The 26452-nt window shown below is 43.8% G+C and carries 17 protein-coding genes; 4 read left to right on the top strand and 13 right to left on the bottom strand.

The features are described from left to right. The 6 genes from WBS51_RS14510 to WBS51_RS14485 form a co-directional block, all read right to left on the bottom strand. Positions 1–189 (bottom strand): hypothetical protein (locus WBS51_RS14510; RefSeq protein WP_342694143.1); only part of this gene is annotated, 189 nt, incomplete at its 3' end. A 5-nt stretch (positions 190–194) separates the two neighbouring features. Further along, positions 195–992 carry a hypothetical protein gene (locus tag WBS51_RS14505; RefSeq protein ID WP_226853603.1) on the bottom strand — a complete coding sequence of 266 codons (798 nt, stop codon included), beginning with the start codon at positions 990–992 and terminating at the stop codon, positions 195–197. 345 nt (positions 993–1337) lie between these two features. Then, positions 1338–2741, bottom strand: a complete 1404-nt coding sequence (locus WBS51_RS14500) for an alpha-glucosidase/alpha-galactosidase (RefSeq protein WP_173749397.1) — start codon at positions 2739–2741, stop codon at positions 1338–1340. A 42-nt stretch (positions 2742–2783) separates the two neighbouring features. After that, positions 2784–3629, bottom strand: a complete 846-nt coding sequence (locus WBS51_RS14495; protein WP_173749396.1) for a carbohydrate ABC transporter permease — start codon at positions 3627–3629, stop codon at positions 2784–2786. 5 nt (positions 3630–3634) lie between these two features. After that, the gene (locus tag WBS51_RS14490) at positions 3635–4546 is read right to left on the bottom strand and encodes a carbohydrate ABC transporter permease (RefSeq protein ID WP_173749395.1); all 912 of its coding nucleotides are present in this window, start codon (positions 4544–4546) and stop codon (positions 3635–3637) included. Positions 4547–4567: 21 nt separating this feature from the next. After that, a complete protein-coding gene (locus WBS51_RS14485; RefSeq protein ID WP_173749394.1) occupies positions 4568–5890 on the bottom strand; it encodes an ABC transporter substrate-binding protein in 1323 nt (440 codons plus the stop codon). A 204-nt stretch (positions 5891–6094) separates the two neighbouring features. Here WBS51_RS14485 and WBS51_RS14480 point away from each other — a divergent pair, with 204 nt between their 5' ends. After that, the gene (locus tag WBS51_RS14480) at positions 6095–7888 is read left to right on the top strand and encodes a sensor histidine kinase (protein ID WP_294462545.1); all 1794 of its coding nucleotides are present in this window, start codon (positions 6095–6097) and stop codon (positions 7886–7888) included. Continuing rightward, entirely contained in the window at positions 7866–9410 is a 1545-nt protein-coding gene (locus WBS51_RS14475; protein WP_173749392.1) for a response regulator, read from the top strand. Before WBS51_RS14480 ends, WBS51_RS14475 begins: the two co-directional genes overlap by 23 nt. 128 nt (positions 9411–9538) lie before the next feature. On the opposite strand, the gene WBS51_RS14470 is transcribed toward WBS51_RS14475, so the two are convergent. Both WBS51_RS14470 and WBS51_RS14465 read right to left on the bottom strand, forming a co-directional pair. Further along, positions 9539–11848 carry a glycoside hydrolase family 3 protein gene (locus WBS51_RS14470; protein ID WP_173749391.1) on the bottom strand — a complete coding sequence of 770 codons (2310 nt, stop codon included), beginning with the start codon at positions 11846–11848 and terminating at the stop codon, positions 9539–9541. 4 nt (positions 11849–11852) lie between these two features. Then, positions 11853–13259 (bottom strand): MFS transporter, encoded by a 1407-nt coding sequence (locus WBS51_RS14465; protein ID WP_173749390.1) that lies wholly within the window; start codon positions 13257–13259, stop codon positions 11853–11855. 180 nt (positions 13260–13439) lie between these two features. Between WBS51_RS14465 and WBS51_RS14460 the strand changes: the two genes are divergently transcribed. Both WBS51_RS14460 and WBS51_RS14455 read left to right on the top strand, forming a co-directional pair. Further along, positions 13440–14576 carry an AraC family transcriptional regulator gene (locus WBS51_RS14460; protein ID WP_173749389.1) on the top strand — a complete coding sequence of 379 codons (1137 nt, stop codon included), beginning with the start codon at positions 13440–13442 and terminating at the stop codon, positions 14574–14576. Between the two features lie 106 nt (positions 14577–14682). Then, positions 14683–16947, top strand: coding sequence for a glycoside hydrolase family 2 protein (locus WBS51_RS14455; protein ID WP_173749388.1), 2265 nt, complete (start codon positions 14683–14685; stop codon positions 16945–16947). 51 nt (positions 16948–16998) lie between these two features. Here the strand turns inward: WBS51_RS14455 and WBS51_RS14450 are convergent, their stop codons facing one another. The 5 genes from WBS51_RS14450 to bglX form a co-directional block, all read right to left on the bottom strand. Continuing rightward, positions 16999–17766 carry a TatD family hydrolase gene (locus tag WBS51_RS14450; RefSeq protein ID WP_294462553.1) on the bottom strand — a complete coding sequence of 256 codons (768 nt, stop codon included), beginning with the start codon at positions 17764–17766 and terminating at the stop codon, positions 16999–17001. Next, on the bottom strand, positions 17756–18889 hold the full coding sequence (locus WBS51_RS14445; RefSeq protein WP_173749386.1) for an AI-2E family transporter: 1134 nt from the start codon (positions 18887–18889) through the stop codon (positions 17756–17758). The genes WBS51_RS14450 and WBS51_RS14445 overlap by 11 nt, the downstream gene beginning before the upstream one ends. A 20-nt stretch (positions 18890–18909) precedes the next feature. Next, on the bottom strand, positions 18910–21519 hold the full coding sequence (locus WBS51_RS14440; protein ID WP_173749385.1) for a cation-translocating P-type ATPase: 2610 nt from the start codon (positions 21517–21519) through the stop codon (positions 18910–18912). A 292-nt stretch (positions 21520–21811) separates the two neighbouring features. Beyond that, complete coding sequence (gene yicI, locus WBS51_RS14435) at positions 21812–24064, bottom strand: alpha-xylosidase (RefSeq protein ID WP_294462558.1); 2253 nt, start codon at positions 24062–24064, stop codon at positions 21812–21814. A gap of 41 nt (positions 24065–24105) precedes the next feature. Then, positions 24106–26364: a beta-glucosidase BglX gene (bglX, locus tag WBS51_RS14430; RefSeq protein ID WP_294462561.1), complete on the bottom strand. Its 2259-nt coding sequence runs from the start codon at positions 26362–26364 to the stop codon at positions 24106–24108. Between the last annotated feature and the right edge of the window lie 88 nt (positions 26365–26452).

Below are 26452 nucleotides of genomic sequence, written 5' to 3'. Positions count from 1 at the left end.
TTTTTTTGTATAACAATCGACGCGCACCCGCATAGCGGGTGGATTATTGTTTCGCCCATCTCCATTTTTCGGATCAACGAAAAACTCCAATGGGCGAAACAGACTAAAGTCCACATTAAGAAACAGGCAGGTTCCACCAATAGTGGAATCCTGCCCTCCCAAAATGTCCTTACAGTATTGGTGAAGCATGAATTTTATAGTTTCTCCAAAATACCGATGATAACCTCTTCCGGTTCTTCCAGTTCTTTGGCAATCTCGGCTGTATTCTTTCCTTTGTTCAGCTTTTTCTGTATGAGTTTACAGAGCATATCATATTTTCCCTGTTCTTTTCCCTGTGCCAACCCTTTCTCTAATCCCTGAAGAATTCCAGCCTCTACTCCAACCTTTCTTCCCTCTTCCCAGGCTTCTTCCCGCTCCTGCCTGAGGTGCTTTTCCTGGTCATATTCAAATATGCTCATATTCCTTGCCTCCGCTTTATTCTTTTCCAGAAATTCTTTCAAAATCCCTTCCCGGATGCACTCTTCTATAGCCTTTTCTACCGCTTCCAGCTCCAGATTGCACTCTCCTTTTACCGTATAAAGGTCTGAAAGTTTCAGTATTTTTCTGTCTGGCTGTTCCTGTAAACCATTATAGAATACCACAAACTGGGGTGTCGGAAGTTCTATGGGCTTTGTTCCATACAGATTCAGCTCCTTTGTCATAGACGAAAAAAGACTGGAAATATACAACAGAAACCGAAGCGGAAGATTGGGACTGTATGTGGACTGATGCTCATATAACGACAATCTGGCATCTATGAGAAAAGAAATATCATTTTTCACAGCCATATAAATGGCATTTTCCAAAGTGTTAATTTCCAACATATCCGGGTCCGTATAATGTTTTCCGCTAATGGCATTATAAAGTTCCAGCAAACGCTTTTTGTCCTCAAAAAGCATGGCAAACACCGTAGCCTTATACATTCTGTTTGGAACGGTTTTCATTGTTTCCATAATGTAAATACCTCCTCTTTTCTTTGCAGGAGGTGGAAACACTCTGCCAAACATTTTCCATTTTGGCAACAGATAACCCTTCTTTATCTGTTATCCTCCAACATGTCTCCTAAAACCTCTCTGCATTTTCTGTTTCTTGTGAATAAAAGCATTGAGATTTTCCTTGATATGCTGTCAGAGTTTCAGACACGGCAGATGCCGCAACAGATTTTTTAGATAGTGGAAATATAATGCTTTCATATATATTGTAACACAGACACCGGCAGGTTTCCACTACATTTTAAGGAACAGGCAGGTTCCACCAATAGTAGAATCCTGCCCAAAAAAATGAAAGGTTTCACAAATTTAATTTTTCCAGCCTTCTGGCAGATATTTCAAGGTTCCCTGAAGCATATCATCTACCAGTTCTCTAACCTGTTCTTCTGTACACTTTTTACCCTTTACAAGCGGGTCATTCAAAAAGGCCTGTACTACCAGTTCTTTGTCACAAGTTAAGGCTGCTTTCAAAGTTGTCTCATGATTTTCCACATGGGGCATAATCAATGTTCTCACATTCTCCGGTATTTTTCCTGCTGCAACTGGACGAATGGCATCTCTTTCAAATACTGCATTTGTTTCTACAACTGCAGATGCAGGAAGATTCGGTATCTGCAAAGCTGTATTCGGAATATTTACATTGCTCACTACTCTTTCCAAACCACAAAGCGCCTTGATTAAAAGAATTCCTTCTTCTCCTGTCGGTTTCAACTCGACTTCTTCTTCGCCGTGTAACAGTCTGTCACTCTTTTCCAGACGTTCTTTTAAATCCTTCTTTCTCCAGTCTACCGTTGTCAGACCGAATTTCCAACTTTTCACTGTTTCTGGGTCATTTAAATATTCATCACCCGGCATAAATTCTGCCAGATGGCGGTCTCCTGCTGCTGCAATGAAACCATAGCGTTTAAATAAATCAAATTTTACTCTATGGGCACAGTTGAAGGCGCTGTTTGCCCAGTTTTTATCCGGCTCATTGTATCCCTCTTCATAGTGTTCTTCAATATATTCTCTATAAACAGGGAACAAATCAACACCCTTATATGCTGCATAATCAAACCATGTAAAGTGGTTGATACCCAATACATTAACATGAATGTCTCTTCTATCCACGTTTTCCAAATGCAGCTTTTCTTCTGCAATGGCTTTTAAAACTTTCTGTGTGCCAAAAACTTCGTGGCAGCAACCAAATGCCTTAATTTCCGGGAAAGTATGATACAGCGTTTTCACACATAAACTCATAGGATTGGTATAGTTGATAACCCAGGCAGACGGAGCATACTTTTTAATATCCTCTGCAATTTTTACAAACATGGGAATGGTGCGAAGTGCACGCATAATACCTCCCGGTCCCGCAGTATCTCCTACAGATTGATAAATTCCCAAACGCTCCGGCATATGTACATCAACAGCCATCTCCTCAAAAGTTCCCGGAAGAATGGAAATTACAATGAAATCCACCCCAGTTAACGCCTGTTCTGCATCTGTATAAGTTTCATATTTCCACTTACCAACTGCTTCTTCTCTTTCTGTAACATGATTTCCGATTGTTTCATTCGCCTTTGCTGCGTTTTCATTCAAATCATACAGACGAATAGTTCCGCTCATATTAGGTTCCAATGCCAAATCAGTCATGAAAGTCCAAGCCCAACCTCTGGAACCTCCCCCTATGTAAGCAATTTGTACATCAGACACTTTTCCTTCTTTGTAAATCATAAGACATTCTCCTTTTCATCAAATTTCATATTCACGTCATACTTAACCTTTTAAGCCGGAGGTACTGATTCCTTCTACAATATATTTTTGCAGGAAAATAAATATCAGCATAATCGGCAGTACAGACAGTGTAGCCATAGCAAACATAGCGCCGTAATCGGAAGAAGAACCAGGGTCACTAAATAATTTCAAAGCAAGACTCACCGGATATTTTGTTGAATCATTAATGTAAAGCAGGGCAGACAGGAAATCGTCCCATCTCCACATAAAGGAAAAAATACCAGATGTAATCAATACCGGAAGCATCAGCGGAAAAATAATTCTTCCGAAAATCCCGTAATACGAGCAGCCGTCAATCTTTGCCGCTTCGTCCAGTTCTCTGGGAATTCCCTGAATGAAATTCATCATCAAATAGGTAAAGAAACCCTGAATGGCAAAACAATATGGTACAATCAAAGGCATATAGGAATTTACCCACCCCAGTTTCTGATACCAGAGATACTGAGGAATCATCAACACCTGTGCCGGCAGCATCATGGACAGCAGCATGGCAACTACCAAAATTCTTTTACCTTTAAACTTACATCTCGCAAGTCCATAAGCTACTATGGAAGATGAAAATACAGTTCCCACAGTCGCTACTACGGAAATAAACAAAGAGTTTTTGAAGAAGGTTCCAAAACTTACTCCTGCAAATCCTTTCCATCCATTGATGTAGTTATCCAATGTAAATTTTTCAGGAATCAACTGTCCCGCTGTAGTGAAAATAGTATTTGTATCTTTAAAGGAGCTCATAATCATCCAGACCAGCGGATAAATCATAATCAGGCCAAATATGGTAACTATGACATGATAGATAATTTTTCTATGTATTCTTGCTTTCTTCATATCCGTTAATTCCCTTCATCATAAACCCAAAATTTCTTTGTTGCAAATAATACCAGTGTAATCAGCCCAATAAGAAGCAGCATAATCCATGCCAGGGCTGCGCCGTATCCGGTATTGTAAAACTTAAAGGACTGGAAATAGGTGTACACGGTATAAAATAATGTAGAATCCATGGGTTTTCCCTGAGTAATGATAAAGCACTGGGTAAAGGCCAGGAATCCGTTTATCATCTGCATGACCAGATTAAAGAAAATAGTGGGGGTCAAAAGGGGCAGGGTAATTTTGAAAAATTTATTGCATTTATTAGCCCCGTCCACATCTGCCGCCTCGTACAATTCTGTGGGAATTTGCTTCAATGCTGAAAGGAAAATCAACATAGAAGAACCAAACTGCCAAACTGCCAGAATAATCAGCGTCCAGATAGCGGTCTTCGTATTTCCCAGCCATGCAAAATCCGCTGGAAATCCAAACACAGACAAAATTTTATTCACTACACCGTCTGCTGCAAACATTCTTTTCCACAGAATCGCCACTGCAACAGAGCCTCCAATAATGGAAGGCAGATAATATACGGCTCTGTAAAAAGCAGATGCCTTACTGCTCTTTACCAGAATCATTGCTACAATCAAGGCAAAAATCAGTCGCAGGGGCACGGAAACCAACGCAAAATAAAAGGTTACTGCAATAGATTTCCAGAATTTTGGGTCATCTGTAAACATCTTAATGTAGTTATCCAGACCGCACCACTTGGGTGCGGAAAGGATATCATAATTGCAGAAAGAGTAGTACAGGGAAATTCCCATAGGGACTATCATAAACAACAGGAATCCAATAATAAAAGGCATGGTGCAGATAATACCTGCTGCACTTTCGGTATTCAGCTTTTTGCGTATGGACATTTGCTTTGTCTTTTTCATACTTTCCTCGACTCCTTTTCTTTATTGAGCGCCTGCCTCCATGAAGGCATTTCCCTCTTCAAATAATTGTTTCGCTGCGTCTTCTGCGGTAATCTGACCGTATAGTACCTGTTCCTCTAAATTTTTGAGCAAATCGTAAACTTCATTTGCCCCATTAGGCGCTGCAGGATTTATGGTACTACAGGTTGGAGTGACCACTTGGTTAATGTAACCCACTATCTTTTGATTGGTTTCATCTAACTGGGGAGTGATGGCCTCTGATACTTTCTGAGAAATCGGCACACCTCTTTCTCCCAGTAATACTTCGTTACATTCCACAGAATTTGTAATATAATCCAACACTTTTACGGCTTCTTCTGGATTTTTACAATCCGCCGTTACTGCAAAAAACTGGCTGGGCTTTAGATAATTAGATTTTTCCAGGTCATCTGAAGGCCAGGTAGTAATTCCGATTTCTACCCCTTCCGGTGCAGCCTGCTGAATTGAAGATAACTGATTGGAGTAAGCAAAAGTACACCAAGACATGCTGTCTTCATTGCTTCCGTAAACCATAGGGTCCTGCTCGGCAGAGCCTACCGTAATCTCTGTAAATACACTGGGGTCTACATGCCAGCCCTCTTTCACCGCCTGTTCTTCCAGGTCAAAAATAGTACTGATATCATCTGCACTTTTTGCCCCCAGCTTTCCTTCTTCAAAAAACACCTGGCCTTTTGCTCTAAGCCAGTACTCTGGCAGAGTTTCATGATTATATCCAATATTGGTGCGCAATCCCGTTTTTTCCTTTACTTCTTTAGACAGTTCTACAAATTCATCAATGGTCATCCCATCTTTCACTTGAATTCCCACTTTATCCAAAGCGGTTTTATTGTACAGCAGTGCAGGTGCGTTCACGCCATTGCAGACTGCATAAGTCTTTCCGTCTACTTTTGCAGAATCCAGAATGCTCTCATCTACATCTGACAAGTTCAGTTTTCCCTCCTCTATATATGGTGTCAGGTCCAGAAGCAATCCATTCTTTACATACTGGTCATAGTACTGTAAATCCATCTGCACAATATCCGGCATCGTATGTCCTGCTGACGCTGTTGCCAGTTTATTCCAGTAATCATTCCACTCTGAAAACTGTCCGTCAAAGGTTACGCCAGGATTTTCTTCCGAATACATTTCCAGAATTTTACTGGTACGCTCATTTCGTACCTGGTTACCCCACCAGGCAAAGGTCAGTTTTCCGGAATCTTCCTTTGTGCTCTCACTGTTTTCCTTTTCTCCGCTGCTTCCGCCGCAGGCTGCCATACTGCAAACCATAGTCATACCAAGAATCACTGCTAACACTCTTCTTTTCATAGTCTCTTCAACCTCTTTTCCTTTACATTTTTTCACGACCGTCGTTTGTGATGTTTATTATATGCCATGTTTCAGACAGAAGAAAGAAACAAAACCTAGTTCTTCTTAGACGAAACCTTGCATTTTTTCCTCTTTCATTGGTTTTTTCTTTTCTAACTGTTATAATATCATTACTGAAAATTAAAGAAAATGGAGGTAGACTTCATGTTTCATAAAATAAGAAAAAAAGTACAAAATGCCCCGCTTGCCCAAAAGTTTCTTATACTTTTGCTTCCGGGAATCTTCTTATTTGCGTTATTTATCCTTGCTGGCTTCCTGTTGATTATACGTTCCAGCAATCGTATGCTGTATCAGACTTCCGGGGAATTGCTGACTTATTCCTCCAAAGATATTTCCCGGAATCTGCACACGGTACAGGGCATGGCTAATTTTATTTTAGAAGATAATTCCATACAGACAGCCCTTTCGGAAAGCAAGGACGGCAATGGCAGCAACACGCCCTCTAATTCTTATGCCCGGGTACATGCCGCGCTAAACAACTACTATCAAAAGTACAAATCTTACTATGTAGATTATGTACAGGTAGTTACTGACAAGTTTTCTGTTCTGTCTTCCGGCATTGATTCCCATGTTCTTCCCTCTGAACTTCAATCAGAAATCTTGGAAACAGCCCGGACTCAGGACGGACGGCTCTGCTGGATTACCGATTACTGTGATACTTACGGGATTTTTCTGGTACGAAGCCTTCGCCGGATTGAACACCTGAAACTGGACGACCTGGGAGTGCTGATTATAAATATTAATATCCGGCAGATGATGGAAGACATCTCCGCCCCAAACCAAAGTCAGGATTCTGTGTCCTACATTCTGTGCAACGGCAGCCAGACCCTTTATGCACCGGCTTCGCTGAAAAATTACGAAAGATTTGCACTGGAAAAAGTGGATTTAGGCGAATATTCCATTCAAAAAATCTGCCAAGACCGTTACTTTACTATACGGGGATGCATTACAGATACCGGTTGGGATTATTTCTGTCTCTCGCCTTATGAGGATATGTACAAGAATATTCAATTTTTCCAGCAACTTTTTATCTTCATCCTGTTTTCCAGCCTTCTTCTTTGTATTTTGCTTACCAAAGTGCTTATGAAACCCCTGGTAACACATTTTGACGCGCTGATGACCAAAATAAAGGCCTTTGGAAATGAAAAATTTGAAATTATTCATTGCCCTTATTCATACGAAAACCGTTATGACGAAATCGGTCTTCTCCATCAGCAATTTGATTCCATGGCCGCAAAAATACTGACTCTGATAAAAGAAAACTATGAACACAAACTGCTTGCCAAGGAGTCACAATTAAAAGCGCTGGAAATGCAGATAAATCCCCATTTTTTGTACAATACCCTACAGTCCATTAACTGGAGGGCAAAGCTGTTGAAAGACGTACCTATCTCCTTGATGACAGAATCCCTGGGAAAGCTGCTGCGGATTACACTGAGCCGGAAAAACAAAGATTCGTCTCTGTCCCAGGAACTGGAATTGGTTAAATACTATATGAATATTCAGGAAATCCGCTTTGAAGACAGTCTGCGCTGTGAAACGGAGATACCGCCCGAACTTGTGGATACTTACCTTCCTAAATTCACACTGCAGCCCCTGGTTGAAAATGCAATTCACTATACCCTGGAGGAGGACAGCGATGAATGTTTGATTTATATAAAAGCACACCGGGAAACGGAATGCATTGTGATTACCGTGTCCAATACGGAGTCCCGGTTCGAAGAAAACCTTCTGGAAAAACTGATTTCTAAGGAAATCCTTCCAAACGGCTTCGGCATTGGAATTCTGAATGTTTACAAGCGACTGGAGCTGGCCTTCGGAGATTCCTGCAGCCTGGAATTTATCAACGAAGAAATGTTTGCCACCGTAAAAATAACAGTCCCTGACAGGACTGACGCAAAAAGGAGAGACCGATATGCTTCGATTGCTGATTGCTGATGATGAAAAAATAATCCGTGAAACTATGTGCAGTATTATAGACTGGAAAAGCCTTGATATTGAAATTGTAGGGGTATGTAAGAACGGTCTTGAGGCTTACGATGCTATTTTAGATGAATATCCCGACATTGTCCTGACAGACATTCGCATGCCTAAATTGTCAGGCTTGGAATTGATTCAGAAAATCACCCAGAATCATGATAATATCCAGTTTATTATCCTTTCCGGATATCATGATTTTTCCTATGCCAGGGAAGCCATGAAATACGGCATCAAACACTATATCTTAAAGCCCTGCAGCGAACAGGAAATCATAGAGGCCGTAAAGGACTCTATAAAGGAGCATTACAAAAAGCTGCCCTCACAGGCTGCAGGGCAAAGTCTGCCCTCTTTGGGCGGGCATCTGCAGAAAAATTTGATGTATGATATTTTGCTGCAGCTTCTGTCTTCAGACCTGCCTGCTAAAAAGCTGCCGCCCCTTTATGAAACCTACCTTGATTTCTATCATACCCCCTACCATTTATGCTATGTATTTTTTCTGGAAGAATCCTTTGTCAGTTCCTGTATTTCCCTGATACAGTATTTTTTCAAAAGCCATGGCCTTGATTCTTCCTTTGCCTGCGTTTATGTGAAAAATTCTCTGTTATTTTTCTTTCCCCACCCGGCAAAGGGATTTTCTGACCTGTCCGGCCTTTCCGGATTTCTTTCAGAGAGTCTGACACAAAGTCCATGTACTTTTCAGGAAGAAATTTATGATGCCCTCATGCCGCTTCTGGAAACTGTGTGCCGGAAAGTAAAACGCTACGAAACCATTTACCTGTACTCCGGCACCCATCCCATTACCATCTGCAATTACAACTATGTATTTCAGAAAACATTGGAGATTTCCGACCTGTTGGCAAAGGAAACGGATGAAACCCTGCACCAAAATCTTCTGGCGGAATTAAAGCAGCTTATAACTTCTATTAAAGACTTGAACTTTCTCCGTTCCCTGGTCAACAGCCTTTTATTAAGGGCCATGCAGAATTTTACTTCCCTTCCTGCTGCGGAACTGACCAATTTTATGATGTTTACCGCTTCTGTAGCTTCCAATCAGGAAATCTGCGATTTTCTTTTTGAGAAACTGGAAATTCTGTATCCCGCACCGGTTATCAGCAATGGAAAACTGAAACCTTTTATACAGGAAATTTTAGATTACACCAATGAACATATCGGGGATTGCAATTTAACCTTGAAATGGATTGTAGAAAATCAGCTTTTTATGAATGTAGACTATGTAAGCCGCCAGTTTGTTCTGCAAACCGGGATAAAATTCTCCGCTTATCTGAATGAACTGCGCATTAAGAAAGCCAAGCAGCTTTTAATTAATTGTGACGCTGAAAAAATCTACTCTATCGCGGAACAAGTAGGGTGCGGCAATAATCCGCAGTATTTCAGCCACTTATTTAAAAAATATACGAAAATGACACCCAAAGAATATATTCAGAAAATGAGAGCGGACAAAGAATCTAAAAATTTGTAAAAAAGCATTTCGAGGAGAATTGATTTCGCTTTCTGACTGAACAATATAACAAGGACAGAAAGTCTCTTTCTCAACTTTCTGCCCTTGTCCAAACGCTTCAGAAAACTGTCAGCTTCTCAAAACAGCTCTTAGCTTTCTGTTTCCATATCTTTTTTATTGATATTTTTCTCCGGATGATGAGCATATTTTCTGACACGTTCATCATAGATAACGCCTTTCCAGTTTAATCCATATCCGAAATCATAGGTATGTCCCTCACTGTCCACATGACATATCATATCAAAAGGAACATCCTCATACTGCTCTTCCACGGTATCCATATTTTCCGGAATCTGCAGAGGAAGCAAACCTGACGGTTCTTTCCTTCCGCTGATAATTTCCATTAAAGCCTGGGGAAGATTTCCAAAGGTGGTGAGAATTGCGTCCGCTGCCTCTTCAAATTCTGCCATCACCATAGGCCCCGTCATGCTCACGCAGGCAATCACAGGCTTATCTCCCATCTGTCTGCGGGTATCCAGAAGCATATCCAGGTCGCATTCATTGTCTACTTCTGTGGTCTTTCCTTTATATCCTCTGTTGATAAAATCTTCCTGCGGATCACCCCCTGCAATGCTGTGTTCCCTTGCTTTTTCTGCCGTATACGGGCGGTACTGAAGGCTCACCGGAAGGTATCCGTTCCCTCCGTTTTCCCTGTCTTTTGCATCATATCCTCCTAAAAGGCTGAACCCGGCGCCATCCGGCTGTCTCAAAAAGCAGATTGCAGCCTCTGCCTCCTGTGGTGTATCCACCAGTGTAAAGTATTTGTTCAGCAGCCCAGGATTCATTGGTAATTCCCAATGCTCTTTCACCTGATTTTCCATCCAGTCCGTATAGGCGGGTATATACTGCTTAGGAACATATACCTTAGTCTTTTCCTTAAGAGGCAGCACCTGATTCCTGTTTTTCAGCATAACCACAGACTTCAGCTGGGCTTCAAACCCTTCCTGCATATATTCCGGACATCCCACAAGCCTTGCGGATTCTTCCGGAACCAGATACGGATTTTCAAACAATCCGGTACGGAAAATATTTTTCAGAAGTCTGCGGGCAGAATCCTGAAATCTTTGCTTCATAAAGGCTTCTCCGTGTTCCTTTACCCCAATTTCATATGCCTTCAGAACATTTTCCTTCTCGTTTAAACCGCCGAACTGGTCTACGCCTGCCATAATAACCTTATAACATCTCTCCGGTTCACTCAAATGCTCTACGCCCCAGCATTTTCCGCTGTACATACTGTCAAGAGGGCCTTCATCCGCTGTAATACTCCAGTCTGTGCAGACAACACCGTCGTAATTGCAGGTTCCCCGCAGCAAATCCTGAACCAGATATTTGCTGTAACTGCACCCTACATTCTCGCCTCCGGGCTGTCCGTAAATAATGGTATAATAAGGCATAACTGCGCTGGCCATTTTGGTCTTTCCCTTTAACTTAAAAGCACCTTCCGTAAATGGAATTAAATGCTCTTCGAAATTATTTCCCGGATAAACAGAATATTTTCCGCATGGGAAATGGGCATCACGTCCGCCTTCTACGGCGCCTCCGCCCGGCCAGTGCTTCACCATGGCATTTACACTGTCATACCCCCAGCCGTCCTCAATCTCCTTCTCACCTTCCGAAGTCTGGAATCCGTCACAATAAGCTTCCGCCAGTTCTGCGCTCAAGCCGGAATGTTCTCCGAAGCTTCCTCCGAAACGGCTCCAGCGGGGCTCTGTGCTTAAATCTATCTGAGGAGACAAGGCAGTATTAATTCCCAGCGCCCGATACTCCTGTGAAGCAATTTTCCCGAACTTTCTCACCAATTCCGGGTCAAATGCCGCTGTCATTCCCAAAGATTCAGGCCAATGGGAAATGTCTCCGCCTGCACCGGCGTCAAACTCAAAAGATACCGTCGTACCGTGTCTTGGGTCAGAGCTGACGGAAACCGGTATGCCCCATTCCAATCCTTCTGTCAGCGCCTGCAGACGATTATTCCACTTCGCAGATGACTCTGCGGAAGAAACAGCCACCACAAGAACATGCCGTAAAAAATCTTCTGTGAGAAAGGTTTTCTGCTGGTCTGACAAAGCATGTACAGGAACCTGAGCCTCCTGTAAAGAAGTTCCGCTATAGGTCACCTTCCCGAAATAGTCGGAAGAAAGTCCAGGTACAAACTGATGCTTACTGTAAAGCATCAGTCCTGCAATTTGCTCTATGGACAGCCTGGAGGCCAAATCTTCTGCCCTTTCCTGTGCGGACAGTCTCCAGTCTTCATAGGGATAAAAATTCCCGTCTTTTGCCAAGTCTTTAAAATATAAACCGTCTTTTTCCAGCAATTTCACTCCGGAATCTGCAGACCACTTCAGGAGCGGACCTTTCGGATTCTTTTTACTTAATATTTTTGGTTCAGTTTCCTGTATCATTTCCTTATTCTCCTTTCACACCGTCCTGTCTTCTCTCTTTCAAAAGCAGAATGTTCTCTTCTACTTTTTTCTTACTTAAAGGATAAAGAAACAGCAGGCAAAGTCCAACGCCAATATATAAGATTCCCGGCAGCATGGTTGCCACACCGTAAATTTTATCTGCTACCTCCTGGGTCTGCACCTGTACGGAAGAGTTGTAGCCTGCCAGTCCTAAAGCCCAGGCGCCCATACCACCGGCCAAAGCCTGTCCGATTTTTCTTGCAAAGGAATACACCGCATAAACCGTACCGTCTTCGCGTTTTCCGGTTCTGACTTCCTGGTCATCGATAACATCTGTAATCAGGGCCCAGATAATCATATTAAAGAATCCAAATCCAATATATCCTACTACAGAAACGGCGATATACAATCCCATAGACTTAGTATGCATAAAGAATAAAAGAACGGAGGATAAACCACCCACAATACATCCGGCTGCACCAAGCTCTCTTTTACCAAATTTTCTGCTCAGCGGAACAATGAACGGCGCCAGTAAAAATGACGGAATAATCGCACATAAACTTAAAAGTGACAGACCCGTTTTATTTTTAAAATAGTCAATAAACACATACTGGTTTACAGACTGTGCCATCAAGGAAGCCAAAAGAAGCAGAATTGCCGCTGCAATAATTCCGATTAAAGCCCTGCTGGTCAGGGCAGATTTTAAGGATTTTACAACGCTTGTTTTTTCTTCTGTTCCCGCCGCTCTCTTCACACGCTCTGTCGTCATAAAATAGCAGAGCAGATAACAAATCACTGCGCTTACGGAAAATATACCCGCAATCAGGGTAAAGCGGCTTCCTTCTACAATCTGATTTCCCGCTTCGTCTGTAGTGTAAACCATCATAGGTCCTGCAACGCAGACTATGAGGCTGGCCAGGGACGCTCCCACACTTCTGAAAGTAGAAAGAGAGGAACGGTCATCACTTTCACTGCTGAGTACTGAAGCCATAGAACCATACGGTATGTTAATCGAAGTATAGAACACGCTTCCCCACAGAATATACGTTACAAACATATAAACCACTTTAATCGTCATAGACGCATCGGCCAGAGCGGACTGATACATCAGAAAGCTAGCCAGAGCCACCGGACCGCACATACGGCGTATCCATGGGCGGAAACGTCCGTCCTTCTGTTCTTTTGCTCTGTCTACAATCTGCCCCATGGTAACATCTGTAAACGCATCAATACAACGGGCTACCAGAAACAGGGTCCCTACCATTCCCATTCCGATTCCCAGAACCTTTGTGTAAAAAATCATAAGAAAGGTGCTGGCAAAAAGGAATGTAAAATCATTTCCGAAGTCTCCAAACATATAGCCGACTTTATCCCTTATTCCAAAAGGACGCATAGCTTTTTCATTCTTCATTTCATTTTCTCCTCCTGTATTTGTTCTGTCCTTGAATATTACCCCACTCTCTGCCATTTATGTGAGTAATTTTTTGTGAACTTCCCGTATTTTTTTATGTTACGCTTGAATAACTCAAAAAATTATACGATAATTAACAATATATATACTATTGTCCCTGTCACCTGTAAGGAGGATATTATGCACTGGAAAAAAGAATTTCTTTTCTTTTCTAATATACTAAAAAACATGAACCTGACCGTCTCCTGTCTGCAGTCCCCAGAAGATTTAAAGCCATTCTCCAACTGCCTGACTTCTGATTCAACCAACACTATTTATCGGATCCGGACTTCAGGATTCTATTTCCTTTTCTTTCGCCTTCCTGATACGCAGCCTGCTTCCTATATTTCCATAGGACCTTATGTAGTTTCTTCTGTTTTTGCTGAAAAAGAAACCGCGCCTCAGACTTTTTCTCCCGGGATTCCCGTACTCACAGACGAAAGCGCCCTCTTCACCATTGTAAATACCTTTGGAGAATTGCTTTGGGGAACCCTAGACAATTTTTCTTTTCAGAATATCGAAACCCCTGCCGCTCCCGAACTGAATCCCACTACGGAAAGTCAGGACATGGAGCTCCCAAGAGAAACTCTGCTGAGCATACAGCTCATGGAAGAATATTACGACTGCGAGAACGAACTGCTGAAGCTGGTCAGCCAGGGGCAATGGAATGCCACAGAAATCTTTCTGAACCGTTTCTTTGCCCTCAAGAAAAACTATTCTGTTTTCCCCTGGGAAAACACTCTGGAATGGAAGAAAGCCCAGAGCATTATGTTAAACACTTTACTGCGCAAAGCTGCAGAATCTGCCGACGTACCTCCGATTCATATTGGACACCTTTCCTCCCATACGCTGGAAAGAATTGTGAAGCTGTCCCGTCCCACTGATTCTCTGGCTCTGCAAAAAGATATTATCCGCAAATACTGCCATCTGGTTCAAAGCCATTCCCTGAAGGGTTACTCCCCTATTATACAAAAGGTTATGACGCAGATTACCACAAACCTGACGGGGAATTTGGGTCTGGACGCCCAGGCCAAGCGCCTGAATGTCAATCCCAGCTACCTGTCCGCACTTTTTAAGAAGGAAACCGGACTCACCCTGACAGAATATGTAAAACGCAAAAGAATCAACCATGCGGTCTTTCTTCTGAACACATCCAATCTCCAGATTCAGACCATTGCACAGCACTGCGGAATTGCCGATGTAAACTATTTCACAAAGATGTTTAAGAAAATTGTTGGAAAGACACCCAAAGACTACCGAAGTGAAATTCTTTCCTAAAAGTATAAATTTTACGGTAATTCCCAAGAATCCTACTCACCTCCCGGTTCTGTATATGCTAGAATACAGCCAGATATTATTCTAATACCGGGAGGAAACACAACTTATGAGACAAATAATAACACTGAAAGACGACTGGTTTTTTGCTAAAAACAAACAGGAACAGATTCCCCAGATACTTCCTGAAAACTGGGAGCGGGTCTCACTGCCCCATACCTGGAACTGCCTGGACGGCCAAGACGGCGGCAGTGATTACTACCGCGGGGCATGCTGGTATGTCAGAGAACTGCAGATTTCAGAACTGCCCTCTGATACCTGCATCTATATAGAATTTCTGGCTGCAGCTTCTTTATGTAAGGTTTATGTAAATGGCACACAGGTAACAGAACATGAAGGCGGGTACAGCAGTTTCCGTGTGGACATTACTGCATTTCTCCATAAGGGCTTGAATCTTCTCTCTGTCATGACAGACAATCAGCACTATGACCATATTTATCCACAGGTTGCTGACTTTACCTTTTATGGCGGACTGTACCGCGATGTGAGAGTCCTTACCGTTCCCAAGACCCATTTCTGTCTGGATTATTATGGTTCCGAAGGCATAACGGCCTGCTCAGAAATAAAAAACGGAAATCAGGTCCAGCTTTCCCTCCACGCCTATGTTTCCAATGCAAAGGAAACTGACCAGGTGCTTTTCAGCATTTATGACCAGGAGGGTTCTCTGATTGCACAGACAGCACAGCCGGCTGCAGCTGATACTTATACAGAATTTTTCCTGTCTGATGTTCATCTGTGGCAGGGTGTTCAGTCACCTTATCTCTACAGCATAAAAGCAGAGCTGTACCGCCACAATGAAGTTCTTGATCAGGTAACTGTCCGTCATGGTTTCCGAGAGTTCCACGTAGACCCGGAAAAAGGGTTCTATCTCAATGGAATACTGACACCACTGCGTGGTGTTTCCCGTCATCAGGATTTTCTTGGACTTGGCAATGCCCTGACTCTGGCACACCACGAAATGGACGCACGCCTTATAAAAGAAGTGGGCGCCAACACCATTCGTCTTGCCCATTACCAGCACAGTCAGGATTTCTACAATCTCTGCGATGAAATGGGATTTATTGTTTGGGCTGAAATTCCTTTTATCAGCCGCATGAGTGACACGCCCGACGCCCACCAAAACTGTATTCTGCAGATGAAAGAACTCATTTACCAGAACTACAATCATTCTTCCATCTGTTTCTGGGGGATTTCCAATGAGATTACCATTGGAGCCAATACACCGCAGCTTCTGGCAAACCTGAAAGACTTAAATGCTTTGGCAAAGACTTTAGATTCTTCCCGTCTGACCACAATGGCGCAGCTTTCCTCTCTCCCTATGGAGGATGAACAGAACTGTATTACCGATATTCTCAGCTATAATCATTATTTTGGCTGGTATACCGGTGTTTTGGAAGATAACGAAAAATGGCTTGATACTTTCCATCAATCCTACCCCCAGCGTGCATTGGGAATTTCAGAATATGGCTGCGAGGGTATTATTTCCTATCACAGCGATACACCTAAAGCAGGAGACTACAGCGAAGAATATCAGGCTCTTTACCATGAACACATGGCAAAAATCATTGAAGAACGCCCCTGGCTGTGGGCTACGCATATCTGGAATATGTTTGATTTCGGCTGTGATGCCAGAAAAGAAGGCGGTGTAGCGGGACGCAACAATAAGGGACTGGTAACCATAGACCGGCAGATAAAAAAAGATTCCTTCTATTTGTATAAAGCATACTGGAATCCCGAACCCATGGTTCATATCTGCAGCAAACGCTATGGAAAACGGACGGATTCTGCCATAGATATAAAGGTATACAGCAATGCACCGGAAATTTCTTTATATGTCAACGGCGCTTTCTTTAAGAAAGAACAGGGACAACGGGTATTCCTCTTCCGCAACATTCCTTTAAAGGAAGGCTTTACAACCATCACAGCCAAAAGTGCCTTCTGCTGTGATACCGCTGTGTTTGAGAAAGTTTCCGAACCTTTCTCTGCTTATCAGTTTGTGGAAGACGCTTCCGAAACCGGAGTGACTAACTGGTTTGAACATGTAGACCTGAATAAAGAACGGGAACTCACTTTCCGCGAGGGATATTATTCTATCCATGATACAGCCAGAGAAATTTTAGAAAATAAAGAAGCTTCTGACATTCTCGTAAATGCCCTCAGCAGTCTGATAGGCTACAATCTGAAAAAGTCCATGCTGGCTGTTATGGGGGATAATCGTCTGTGCGATACCGCTTCTGCTCTCCCTGCCGAGGAAGCACAGACTGAAAAAGCCATGGCTTACATAAATGAAAAACTGCAGGAAATTCCTAAGTAAAAAGAACTGCTGTATAAAGTGCCCGCCGGCACTCTATACAGCAGCTTCTTTTTATCCTATTCCAAATAACCTCCGGGCATTCTCCCGTGTCACTTCTATTACCTCTTGTCTGGAAATTCTTTTGATTTCCGCAATGGTTTCCGCCACATATTCCAAATAAAGGGAACAGTTTCGCTCTCCTCTGTGGGGCTCCGGCGCCATATATGGGGCGTCTGTCTCCAAAAGCAGGTAATCCAGCGGCGCATATTCCACCACTTCTTTCAGCTTTTTTCCATTTTTGAAGGTCACCACTCCGCCGATTCCAAGATAATATCCCATGTTCATATACTCTTTGGCCTGTTCTTTTGAGTAAGAATAGCAGTGAATCACACCTTTCAGGTTATCGGCCCGCTCCGCTTTCATAATGTCCATCGTATCCTTTGCCGCATCCCGGCTGTGCACAATAATGGGCAAACCCGTCTCCTTTGCAAGGTCCATCTGCCGTACGAACCATTTTTTCTGTATGTCATGACCTTCCTTATCCCAGTAATAGTCCAGACCGATTTCTCCCACAGCCACAATTTTTTCCAAATCACAGAATCTGCGCAGAATTCTTATTTTCTCTTCGCTCAGGTCTCCCACCTCGTCCGGATGGATTCCCACAGCGCCATAGACGAAAGGATACTGCTCTGTGAGTTTTACCGTATCCAATACGCCCTGAAAAGAGGCCCCTACATTTACAATGGTTTCCACGCCTTTAAAAGGCATGGACTTTAACAGTGCGTCCCTGTCTTTATCAAACGCTTTATCATCATAATGCGCGTGTGTTTCAAATATCATGAATGCCTCTCTCCTTCAACCTCTTATATACCACTTCCCGAAACAGTGCATAAACCACAGAGGACAGCGGAATAAATATCAGCATTCCCACAACCCCCATCAGGCTGCCGCCCACAGTGACGGCTACCAGCACCCAGATAGACGGAAGACCCACAGAACCGCCCACCACATGAGGATAAATCAGATTTCCTTCTATCTGCTGCAATACCAGGAACAAAATCACAAAGGCTACAGCCTGCATGGGATTGGACACCAGCATCAAAAATGTGCCAATCACACAGCCGATAAAAGCGCCAAAGATAGGAATCAGTGCAGTAAAGGCAATGACCACGCCTACCAGCAAAGCATATGGGAATCTTAGAATACTCATAACAATAAAAAACATGGTTCCCAGAATCACAGCCTCCAGACATTGTCCTGTGACAAAACTGGAAAAGGTTTTATAGCTTAAAGACGCCACCTCTAAAGTCTTGTCCACTGCCTTCAAAGGAAGGAATGCGTAGAGCACTTTTTTGATTTGCACAGACAGCTTTTCCTTCTGAAGCAATATATAACAGGCAAACACAAAGGCTACGAAAAAGTTCATCAGAGAATTAATCACTGTTTTTGCCACCGTAAAGGTGGAGTTCAGCACATTTCCCGCACCGTTTTTCAGAAAATTAATAGCTGTCTGGATAATTTTATCCCAATTAAACTCAATACTCTGAATCCAGGAAGTTACTTGCTTGCTGTCAGGGAACGTATCTATTGCCCATCTCTGCAGTTTTGGAAGAAAGGCTTCTATATTCTTGCTGATACTGGAAAAAGTTGTTGCCACCTCCGGCAATACAACCACCAGCACAACCTGAATCACAGCCACCACAAAGAGAATGGAACATACCAGACAGACCGGTCTTACAAACTTCTTTTTCTTTACTTTGTGAAACAGCTTCTCCTCCAGAAAACTCATGGGTATATTCAAAATAAACGCCAGTGCGCCGCCCAGAATAAAAGGAAAGACCACTCTGCACACAAAGAGAATACCTGCTGCCAGATTCTCGATTCTCTGCACTCCCACATAAAACAACACTGCAAAGACAATCAGAAGAATCAGATTCTTCATGTTTTTCTTATTCAACTCCATAGATACCCTCCCTGATTCTCTTATTTACCGATTTTTTTACGAATCCATTTAATAAACTGAATAATCGGAAGATTGGCAAGAGACAAACCATACATAATCAACAGCTGTGTCAGGCTTAATGTCTGAACCTGGAAGATACCGTTCAGCCACGGAATCATCATAACTGCAGTAATCAGCAGCACGCCTAAACCAAAGGCTCCTGCCAGATAAATGTTGTTAAAGAATCTCTTTGTAAACAATACAGGCGCATCTGATTTACAGTTAAACCCATGTACCAGACGGGACATACACAACGTACCAAAGGCCAATGTAGACGCCAAAAGCGCGCTTTCCTGATAGCCAATGTAGAAGCCAATCATTGTCATAATACCAATTACCAGACCCTCGATTCCGATTTTGGAAAGGAAATTCTTTGTCAGAATAGATTCGTTCATCGGTCTTGGTTTTTCATTCATCACGGACTCGCTGTGCGGCTCCAGTCCAAGAGCAATAGCCGGAAGACTGTCTGTCAAAAGATTGATAAATAACAGATGTACCGGTGCAAACGGTACCGGAAGTCCTGCAATGGAAGCATATAAAACGGCCAGGATTCCCGCAAAGTTTCCGGATAACAGAAACTGAATCGCACTCTTAATATTCTTGTAGACATTACGTCCGTTCTCTACAGCTTTAACAATAGTCGCAAAATTGTCATCTGTCAATATCATAGATGCCGCATCTTTGGAAACTTCTGTTCCTGTGATACCCATAGCCACACCGATATCCGCCTGTTTCAGCGCCGGAGCGTCGTTGACCCCGTCACCTGTCATAGATACAATGTTGCCCTTTTCCTGCCATGCTCTGACGATTCTGATTTTGTGCTCCGGTGAAACACGGGCATATACAGAAATTCCTTCTACGAAATCCTGTAACTCTTCGTCTGTCATGTTTTCAATTACAGCGCCTTCACAGGCCTCAGATTCATCTTTCAGAATACCGATACGTTTGGCAATGGCTGCTGCCGTTACCTTGTGGTCACCGGTAATCATAATCGGTTTGATTCCGGCTTTGATACATTCTGCTACCGCGTCTTTGGACTCTTCTCTCGGCGGGTCCATCATGGCAATCAGACCAAGGAAGGTCATATCGTTTTCATCCTCTACTGTAATCGTTGTGCCTTCCGGTACACTCTTATAAGCAAAGGCCAGCACACGCAGACCGTTTCTGGAGAACTTCTGGTTCTGTTCTTCGATTTCCTGAATATCTGCCTGGGAAATCGGTTCTGCTTTTCCATTTTTCTGAATTGTGGTCACCCGGCCCAGCAAAACGTCTACCGCGCCTTTGGTTACCATAGTAGAACCTGTTTTCAATGTGTGCAGCGTGGACATCAGCTTTCTGTCACTGTCAAAAGGAACTTCGCTGAATCTTGGGTATTTCTCCCTTACCGTTTCTGCCGGAACACCCAGTTCATCTCCCTGATTAATCAAAGCTGTCTCTGTAGGGTCACCGATTTCTTCTCCGTTTTTGTTTGTAGAGTCATTACACAAAATACTGTGACGCAAAAGCTGTTTCTGTGCTTCCTCTTCCAAATCAATGTCTGCTGCGGGAACTTCTTTACCTTCTACATAGTAGTATTCCACGGTCATTTTGTTCTGAGTCAGCGTTCCTGTCTTATCTGAACAGATAATAGAGACACTTCCCAGACCTTCCACTGCCTGCAATTTACGGACAATGGCATGTTCTTTCGCCATTTTCTGTGTACCGAAGGACAACACAATGGTAACAATAGAACTTAAAGCTTCAGGAATTGCCGCTACAGCCAGCGCAACAGCAAAGAGGAACGCGTCTCCGATGGATTCGCCTCTGAACACGCTGATTCCAAATAAAATCGCACAAAATACCAGAATCAGTATAGACAGCTTCTGTCCGAAGTTATCCAGGTTCATCTGCAGCGGTGTTTTCTTTTCGGATGTACTTTTCAGAAGTTTTGCAATTTTTCCAACTTCTGTTTCCATACCAATGGCAGTTACCAGGAAAGAACCTCTGCCGTAGGAAACAAAGCTTCCGGAATACACCATATTGGTTCTGTCTCCCAGAGGGACATCCTGACCGCTGATTTCTTCTTCTGTTTTATCCACTCCAAGGCTTTCTCCCGTAAGAGCACTTTCGTCTACCTTCAGACTGGCATTTTCCAGAATACGTCCGTCCGCCGGAACATAATCACCGGCTTCCAGCATAACAATATCACCAATAGTAACTTCTGATGACGGCACTTTTATCACATCACCATTGCGAAATACTTTTGCTTCCGGCCCGGACATGGCTTTCAGGCTGTCTAAGGACTGTTCGGCTTTTACTGTCTGAACTGTTCCTAAAATGGCATTCATGGTAATAACAACTAAAATTACAATGGCGCTTTCTGTCTCTCCCAGCAAACCGGATACAATGGCTGCCACAATCAGGATGATAACCAGAAAGTCTTTGTACTGCTCCAGAAATATCTGGAGTATGGATTTTTTCTTCTCCTCCACGAGGGCATTGGGACCGTATTTCTGCTGATTTTTCTTAATCTGGTCCTCGCTTAAAGGGTGGGTGCTGCCATTCACAGATTTCTGCGCTTCTGTTCGTGACATCTGATAATACTCTTTCATGCTTTTTCCTCCGTTTGTTTTGAGCTTTGGTTTACAGGCTCTACTATAGTGTGCTTCGTAAAGGTCTTTCTATGTCGCAGGTAACAAAAAAACAGCAAGACCTTTACTGCACAGTCTGCTATGCAATAAAAGTCTCGCTGTTTCATCACGACACGGACGAGAATACTCCCGTCGAGATTGACGACGCCGTAAACACCTTGCAGTGCCAGCTACTCCCTTTCATTAAAAAGAATAATAAACGATAAGGGAAGGGTTGTCAATGGGGAAAATTATTTTTTATTTTCTTACGGAATTATTCCACTGCGACTTCCAGTTCTTCATTTCCCATAATCTTATAAGTCACATGTTTTGTTCGGCCCTCTGCGCATACGGTTACGGTTTTTCCATTTCTTCTGGCTTTTACTGTCAGCACCGTATTTCCCTGTAAATCTGTCACAGCAGTTTCCGTCGCTTTTCCGTCTTCCATGTTTACAAGATACAAGGTTATTCCTTCTGCATAATCGTAGTCCGGTCTTTCACTGTTGTTTCCTACTGCCAGAATCGTGTTGGGTCTTGCCAGCAGCGGCATATGGAAATAATCATATGTTTCCTTCTGCCATTTTCCGCCTTCTACTGTTTCTCCTGTCAAAATATTCTGCCATTTTCCCTCCGGCACATAATATTCCACTTCTCCTGATTCCTTAAAGATTGGCGCCACTAACAGAGAATCTCCCAGCATGTACTGCTTGTCCAGGGTTTCACAGGCTCTGTCTTCCGGAAATTCCACAAACATAGGCCGCATCATCGGTGTTCCCTCTTCATGGGAAACCACAGCCTGGCGGTATAGATAAGGCATCAGGCTGCATTTGAGCTTCACAAACTTCCGCAGCACATCACAGGCCTCATCGTCAAACATCCACGGCACACGGTAAGAACTGGAACCATGCAGACGGCTGTGGGAACTGAGCAGTCCGAACTGGCACCATCTCTTATAAATATCTGCCGGGGCTGTATTTTCAAATCCACTGATGTCATGACTCCAGAAGCCGAATCCTCCGCAGGCCAGAGAAAGTCCGCTGCGCAGGGTTTCTGCCATGGAGGGATAGCTTGCAGAGCAGTCGCCTCCCCAGTGTGCCGGGAACTGCTGTCCTCCCACTGTGGCAGAACGGGCAAACAGTACCGCCTCGCCTTCTCCTCTTTCTCTCTCCAGCAGCTCAAATACTGCCTTGTTATACAGGAAAGTATAATAATTATGCATTTTCACCGGATCAGAGCCGTCATAGTAGGCAATATCTTTCACCGGAATTCTCTCACCAAAGTCTGTCTTAAAGCAGTCCACACCCATATCCAGCAGAGTTTTCAGCTTGCCCTGATACCATTTCACAGCTTCCGGGTTGGTGAAGTCCACCAGGCCCATGCCTGCCTGCCACATATCGGTCTGCCACACATCCCCGTTGGATTTTTTCACCAGATAACCGTATTCCATGCCCTCTGCAAACAGCGGGGATTTCTGTCCGATATAGGGGTTAATCCATACACAGATTTTCAGCCCACGCTGGTGGTAACGTTTCAGCATGCCCTCCGGGTCCGGAAAGGTTTTCGGATCCCATACAAAGTTACACCACTCAAAACCTTCCATCCAGAAACAGTCAAAATGGAACACATGCAGCGGAATATCTCGGTCTGCCATGCCCTGGATAAAGCTGCTGGTGGTTTCCTCATCATAATTGGTGGTAAAGGATGTAGTCAGCCAGAGGCCAAAAGACCAGGCCGGAGGCAGTGCCGGTTTTCCGGTCAGTTCTGCATACTTCTGAATGGTTCCCTTTGGGGTATGTCCGTTAATCACATAGTAGTCCAGACGCTCGCCTTCCACGGAAAACTGAATTCTTTCTACTTTCTCACTGGCAATTTCATAGGAAGCATCTCCCTCATTGTCCAGAAGAATACCGTATCCTTTATTGGTAATATAGAACGGAATATTCTTATAAGAAATCTCACTGGCTGTACCGCCGTCCTCGTTCCACATATCCACCACCTGTCCGTTTTTCACGAAAGGAGTAAATCTTTCTCCAAGACCATAAATATACTCGTCTACATCAATAGCCAGGGCATCTACGGTATACTTTCTTCCTGTTTCATTATTTAAAATATTTGCCATGTTACGGAAACCGGTATTGGTCATCTCCCGGTCTCCGTCCAGGAAACGGATCCCCCAGGAATTGGGGCGTTTGTCTACCACCGCTTTTGTATGGCCGGACTGATAGGTAATAAAATCTTCGGTTTCTTCTATGGAAATATGAGGACTGGTCTGATTTATCTCTGCAAATGGTCCTTTATAAGCCGTTCCTTCAAAATGTACCACGGAAACCTTAATGACATCTTCCATGGGACTGGAAAGCCGTATGGTGAGCATTCCCAGATTCAGGCTGTCTCCGCGATGCGCAATGTTCTTCGCCGGGGCGTAGATGGTCAGTTCATCCCCTTTTCTTCTGCTGTCTGCATATTCCACTGCATAGAGCGGCGTCATTTCCTTTTTCACACTCCAGTAGCCGTCTGTAAATTTCATACCTCTATTCTCCCTTCTACTACTTCCCTGCACTCTCTGTCTTATTTCAGATAAAATTTCAATGCATTTTCTGTTCTGCTGTCTGCGCCAATGCGCACGGTAAATTCTCCCGGCTCTGCTGCAAATCGCATATCTGCGCGGTGGAAACGAAGCATGTCTTCCTGAATCGTAAAGCATACCTTCTTTTCCTCTCCCGGCTGTAAAATAACTTTTTGGAAATCCTTTAATTCCCGTACCGGTCTGGCTACACTGCCACATTCGTCTGTTATGTAAAGCTGTACGGTTTCTGTTCCTTCTCTGCTGCCGGTATTTTTCACTGTCACCCATACCTGCAGACTTTCTCCCTGCGAAAATTCGGTCTTATCTGCCTGTACCTGGCTATAACTGTAGTCTGTATAACTCAAACCATATCCAAAAGGATACAAAGGCCGGTTTGGAATATCCGTATAACGAGACATAAACCGGTTCTCTATCTGTTCTCCGTCCTCCACATGGCGTCCGGTGCGGAATTCTCCATAAAATACCGGAACCTGAGAAACACACCACGGCAAAGACATGGAAAGTCTTGCCTGAGGATTTCTGTCTCCGTACAAAATATCAGCAATGGCGTGACCGCCTTCTGTTCCGGGGAACCATGCATAGAGAATTGCCTTTGCGTGTTCTTTTATCTCTCTGATATCCAGCGGACGTCCTGCCAGAATCACTACAGCCAGGTTCGGATTTACCTGTGATACGGCTCTTAACAGCTTTTTTTGCACTTCCGGAATAGTAATATCTCCCCGGCTTCCGCCTTCCCCGGACTGAATACAGGCCTCGCCCAGAAACAGTATAGTTTTCTCACATTCTGCGGCCACGCGGGCAGCTTCCTGAATCTTCTTTTCCGTTTCCTCTTGGCTGTCTTCGTTTGTCATATGAAAGCGGAAACCATATGCCGTCTGCCCCGGATTTAAAATACCGCAGCCCTCTGCAAACAATCCCTGTTCTGTCTTTTCTTCCAAAGCAGCTTTACAGGTTACCGTGTCCTCCGGGCTTCCAAAGAAAGACCAGGCACCCAGCATGCGTTTTTCATCTGCATAAGGTCCTATAAATGCCACTTTCTCTTCTTTCTTCAGCGGCAGGAAATGGTCTTTATTCTCCAGCAGAACCATGGTATCTGCCGCAATTTTTCTGGCTGCCTCTCTGTTTTCCTCTGCCAGAATCTTTTTGGCCTCCAGATTGGAATCCGCCTTGCGGTATGGATTTTCAAACAGTCCCAATTTATTTTTCAATTCTAAAACTCTGAGAACTGCTATGTCAATGGTTTCCTCAGAAACAATTCCCTCTTGTACCAGCGTTTCCAGCTGTGACATATAGCAGCCGCTCATCATATCCATGTCTGTTCCTGCCTGAATTGCCTGTCTTGCAGCTTCTTTTTTGCCTTCTGCCACACCATTGGTTATCAGTTCTCCTATGGCATTCCAGTCAGAAATCAACACACCTTTAAATCCCATTTCATCTCTCAGCACGTCTTTCATCAGCCACCTGTTTGCTGTAGCCGGAATCCTGTCCAGCGTATTAAAAGAAGTCATAACCATAGCGCTTCCTGCGTCAATAGCCGCCTGATAAGACGGCAGGTAATCGTCTCGTAAAGTCCGCTGGGATAACTCCACGGTATTGTATTCTCTTCCCGCTGTAGGGGCGCCGTATGCAGCAAAGTGTTTGGTACATGCCCCCAGATGGTCTTCATAATCGGCTGCTTCTCCCTGGATTCCTTTTACCATAGCCGCTGCCATCTGTGCATTCAGGTATGGGTCTTCTCCCGTAGATTCCATAACTCTTCCCCATCTGGCATCTCGAACTAAATCTACCATCGGCGCAAATGTCACATGCAGACCTGCTGCTGCAGATTCCTGTGCCATAATATCTCCCACCTTTTTGACTTCCTCTGTATCAAAAGAACAGCCAAGCGCCAGCGGAATAGGAAAGATTGTCTTATATCCATTGATAATATCTGCCATAAACAACACCGGGATGTGATGCGGCTGTTTTTCCATACACATTTTCTGCAGTTTTTCCACCTGCCGTGCGCCGATTACTCCTAAGACACTTCCTGCATAGGGAAAATCTTCTGCCGGAATTCCCAGTTCTGTCTCCGCACCTGTTACCGGGCCTTCATCATTAAAACAACTGGCATCTAACTGTGTAAGCTGTCCTATTTTTTCTTTTAATGTCATATCTGCAAGCAATGCTTTGATTTCTTTTTCGGTCATATACCATTCCTCCGTTTCAAAAGTCATGACCACCCGCTTAGCGGGTGGCATGTTCTCCCCCTATAAGGGGATATTACCTGCTTGCGCCCGGAAGGCGCACTGAAGTCTGCTAACTGCACCACATTTACAGCTGCCCCCA

The organism is Blautia acetica (assembly GCF_038739805.1).
Lineage (GTDB): Bacteria > Bacillota > Clostridia > Lachnospirales > Lachnospiraceae > Blautia.
Note: the sequence above shows the minus strand (reverse complement) of the source record. Positions and strands in the feature narration are given on the sequence as shown.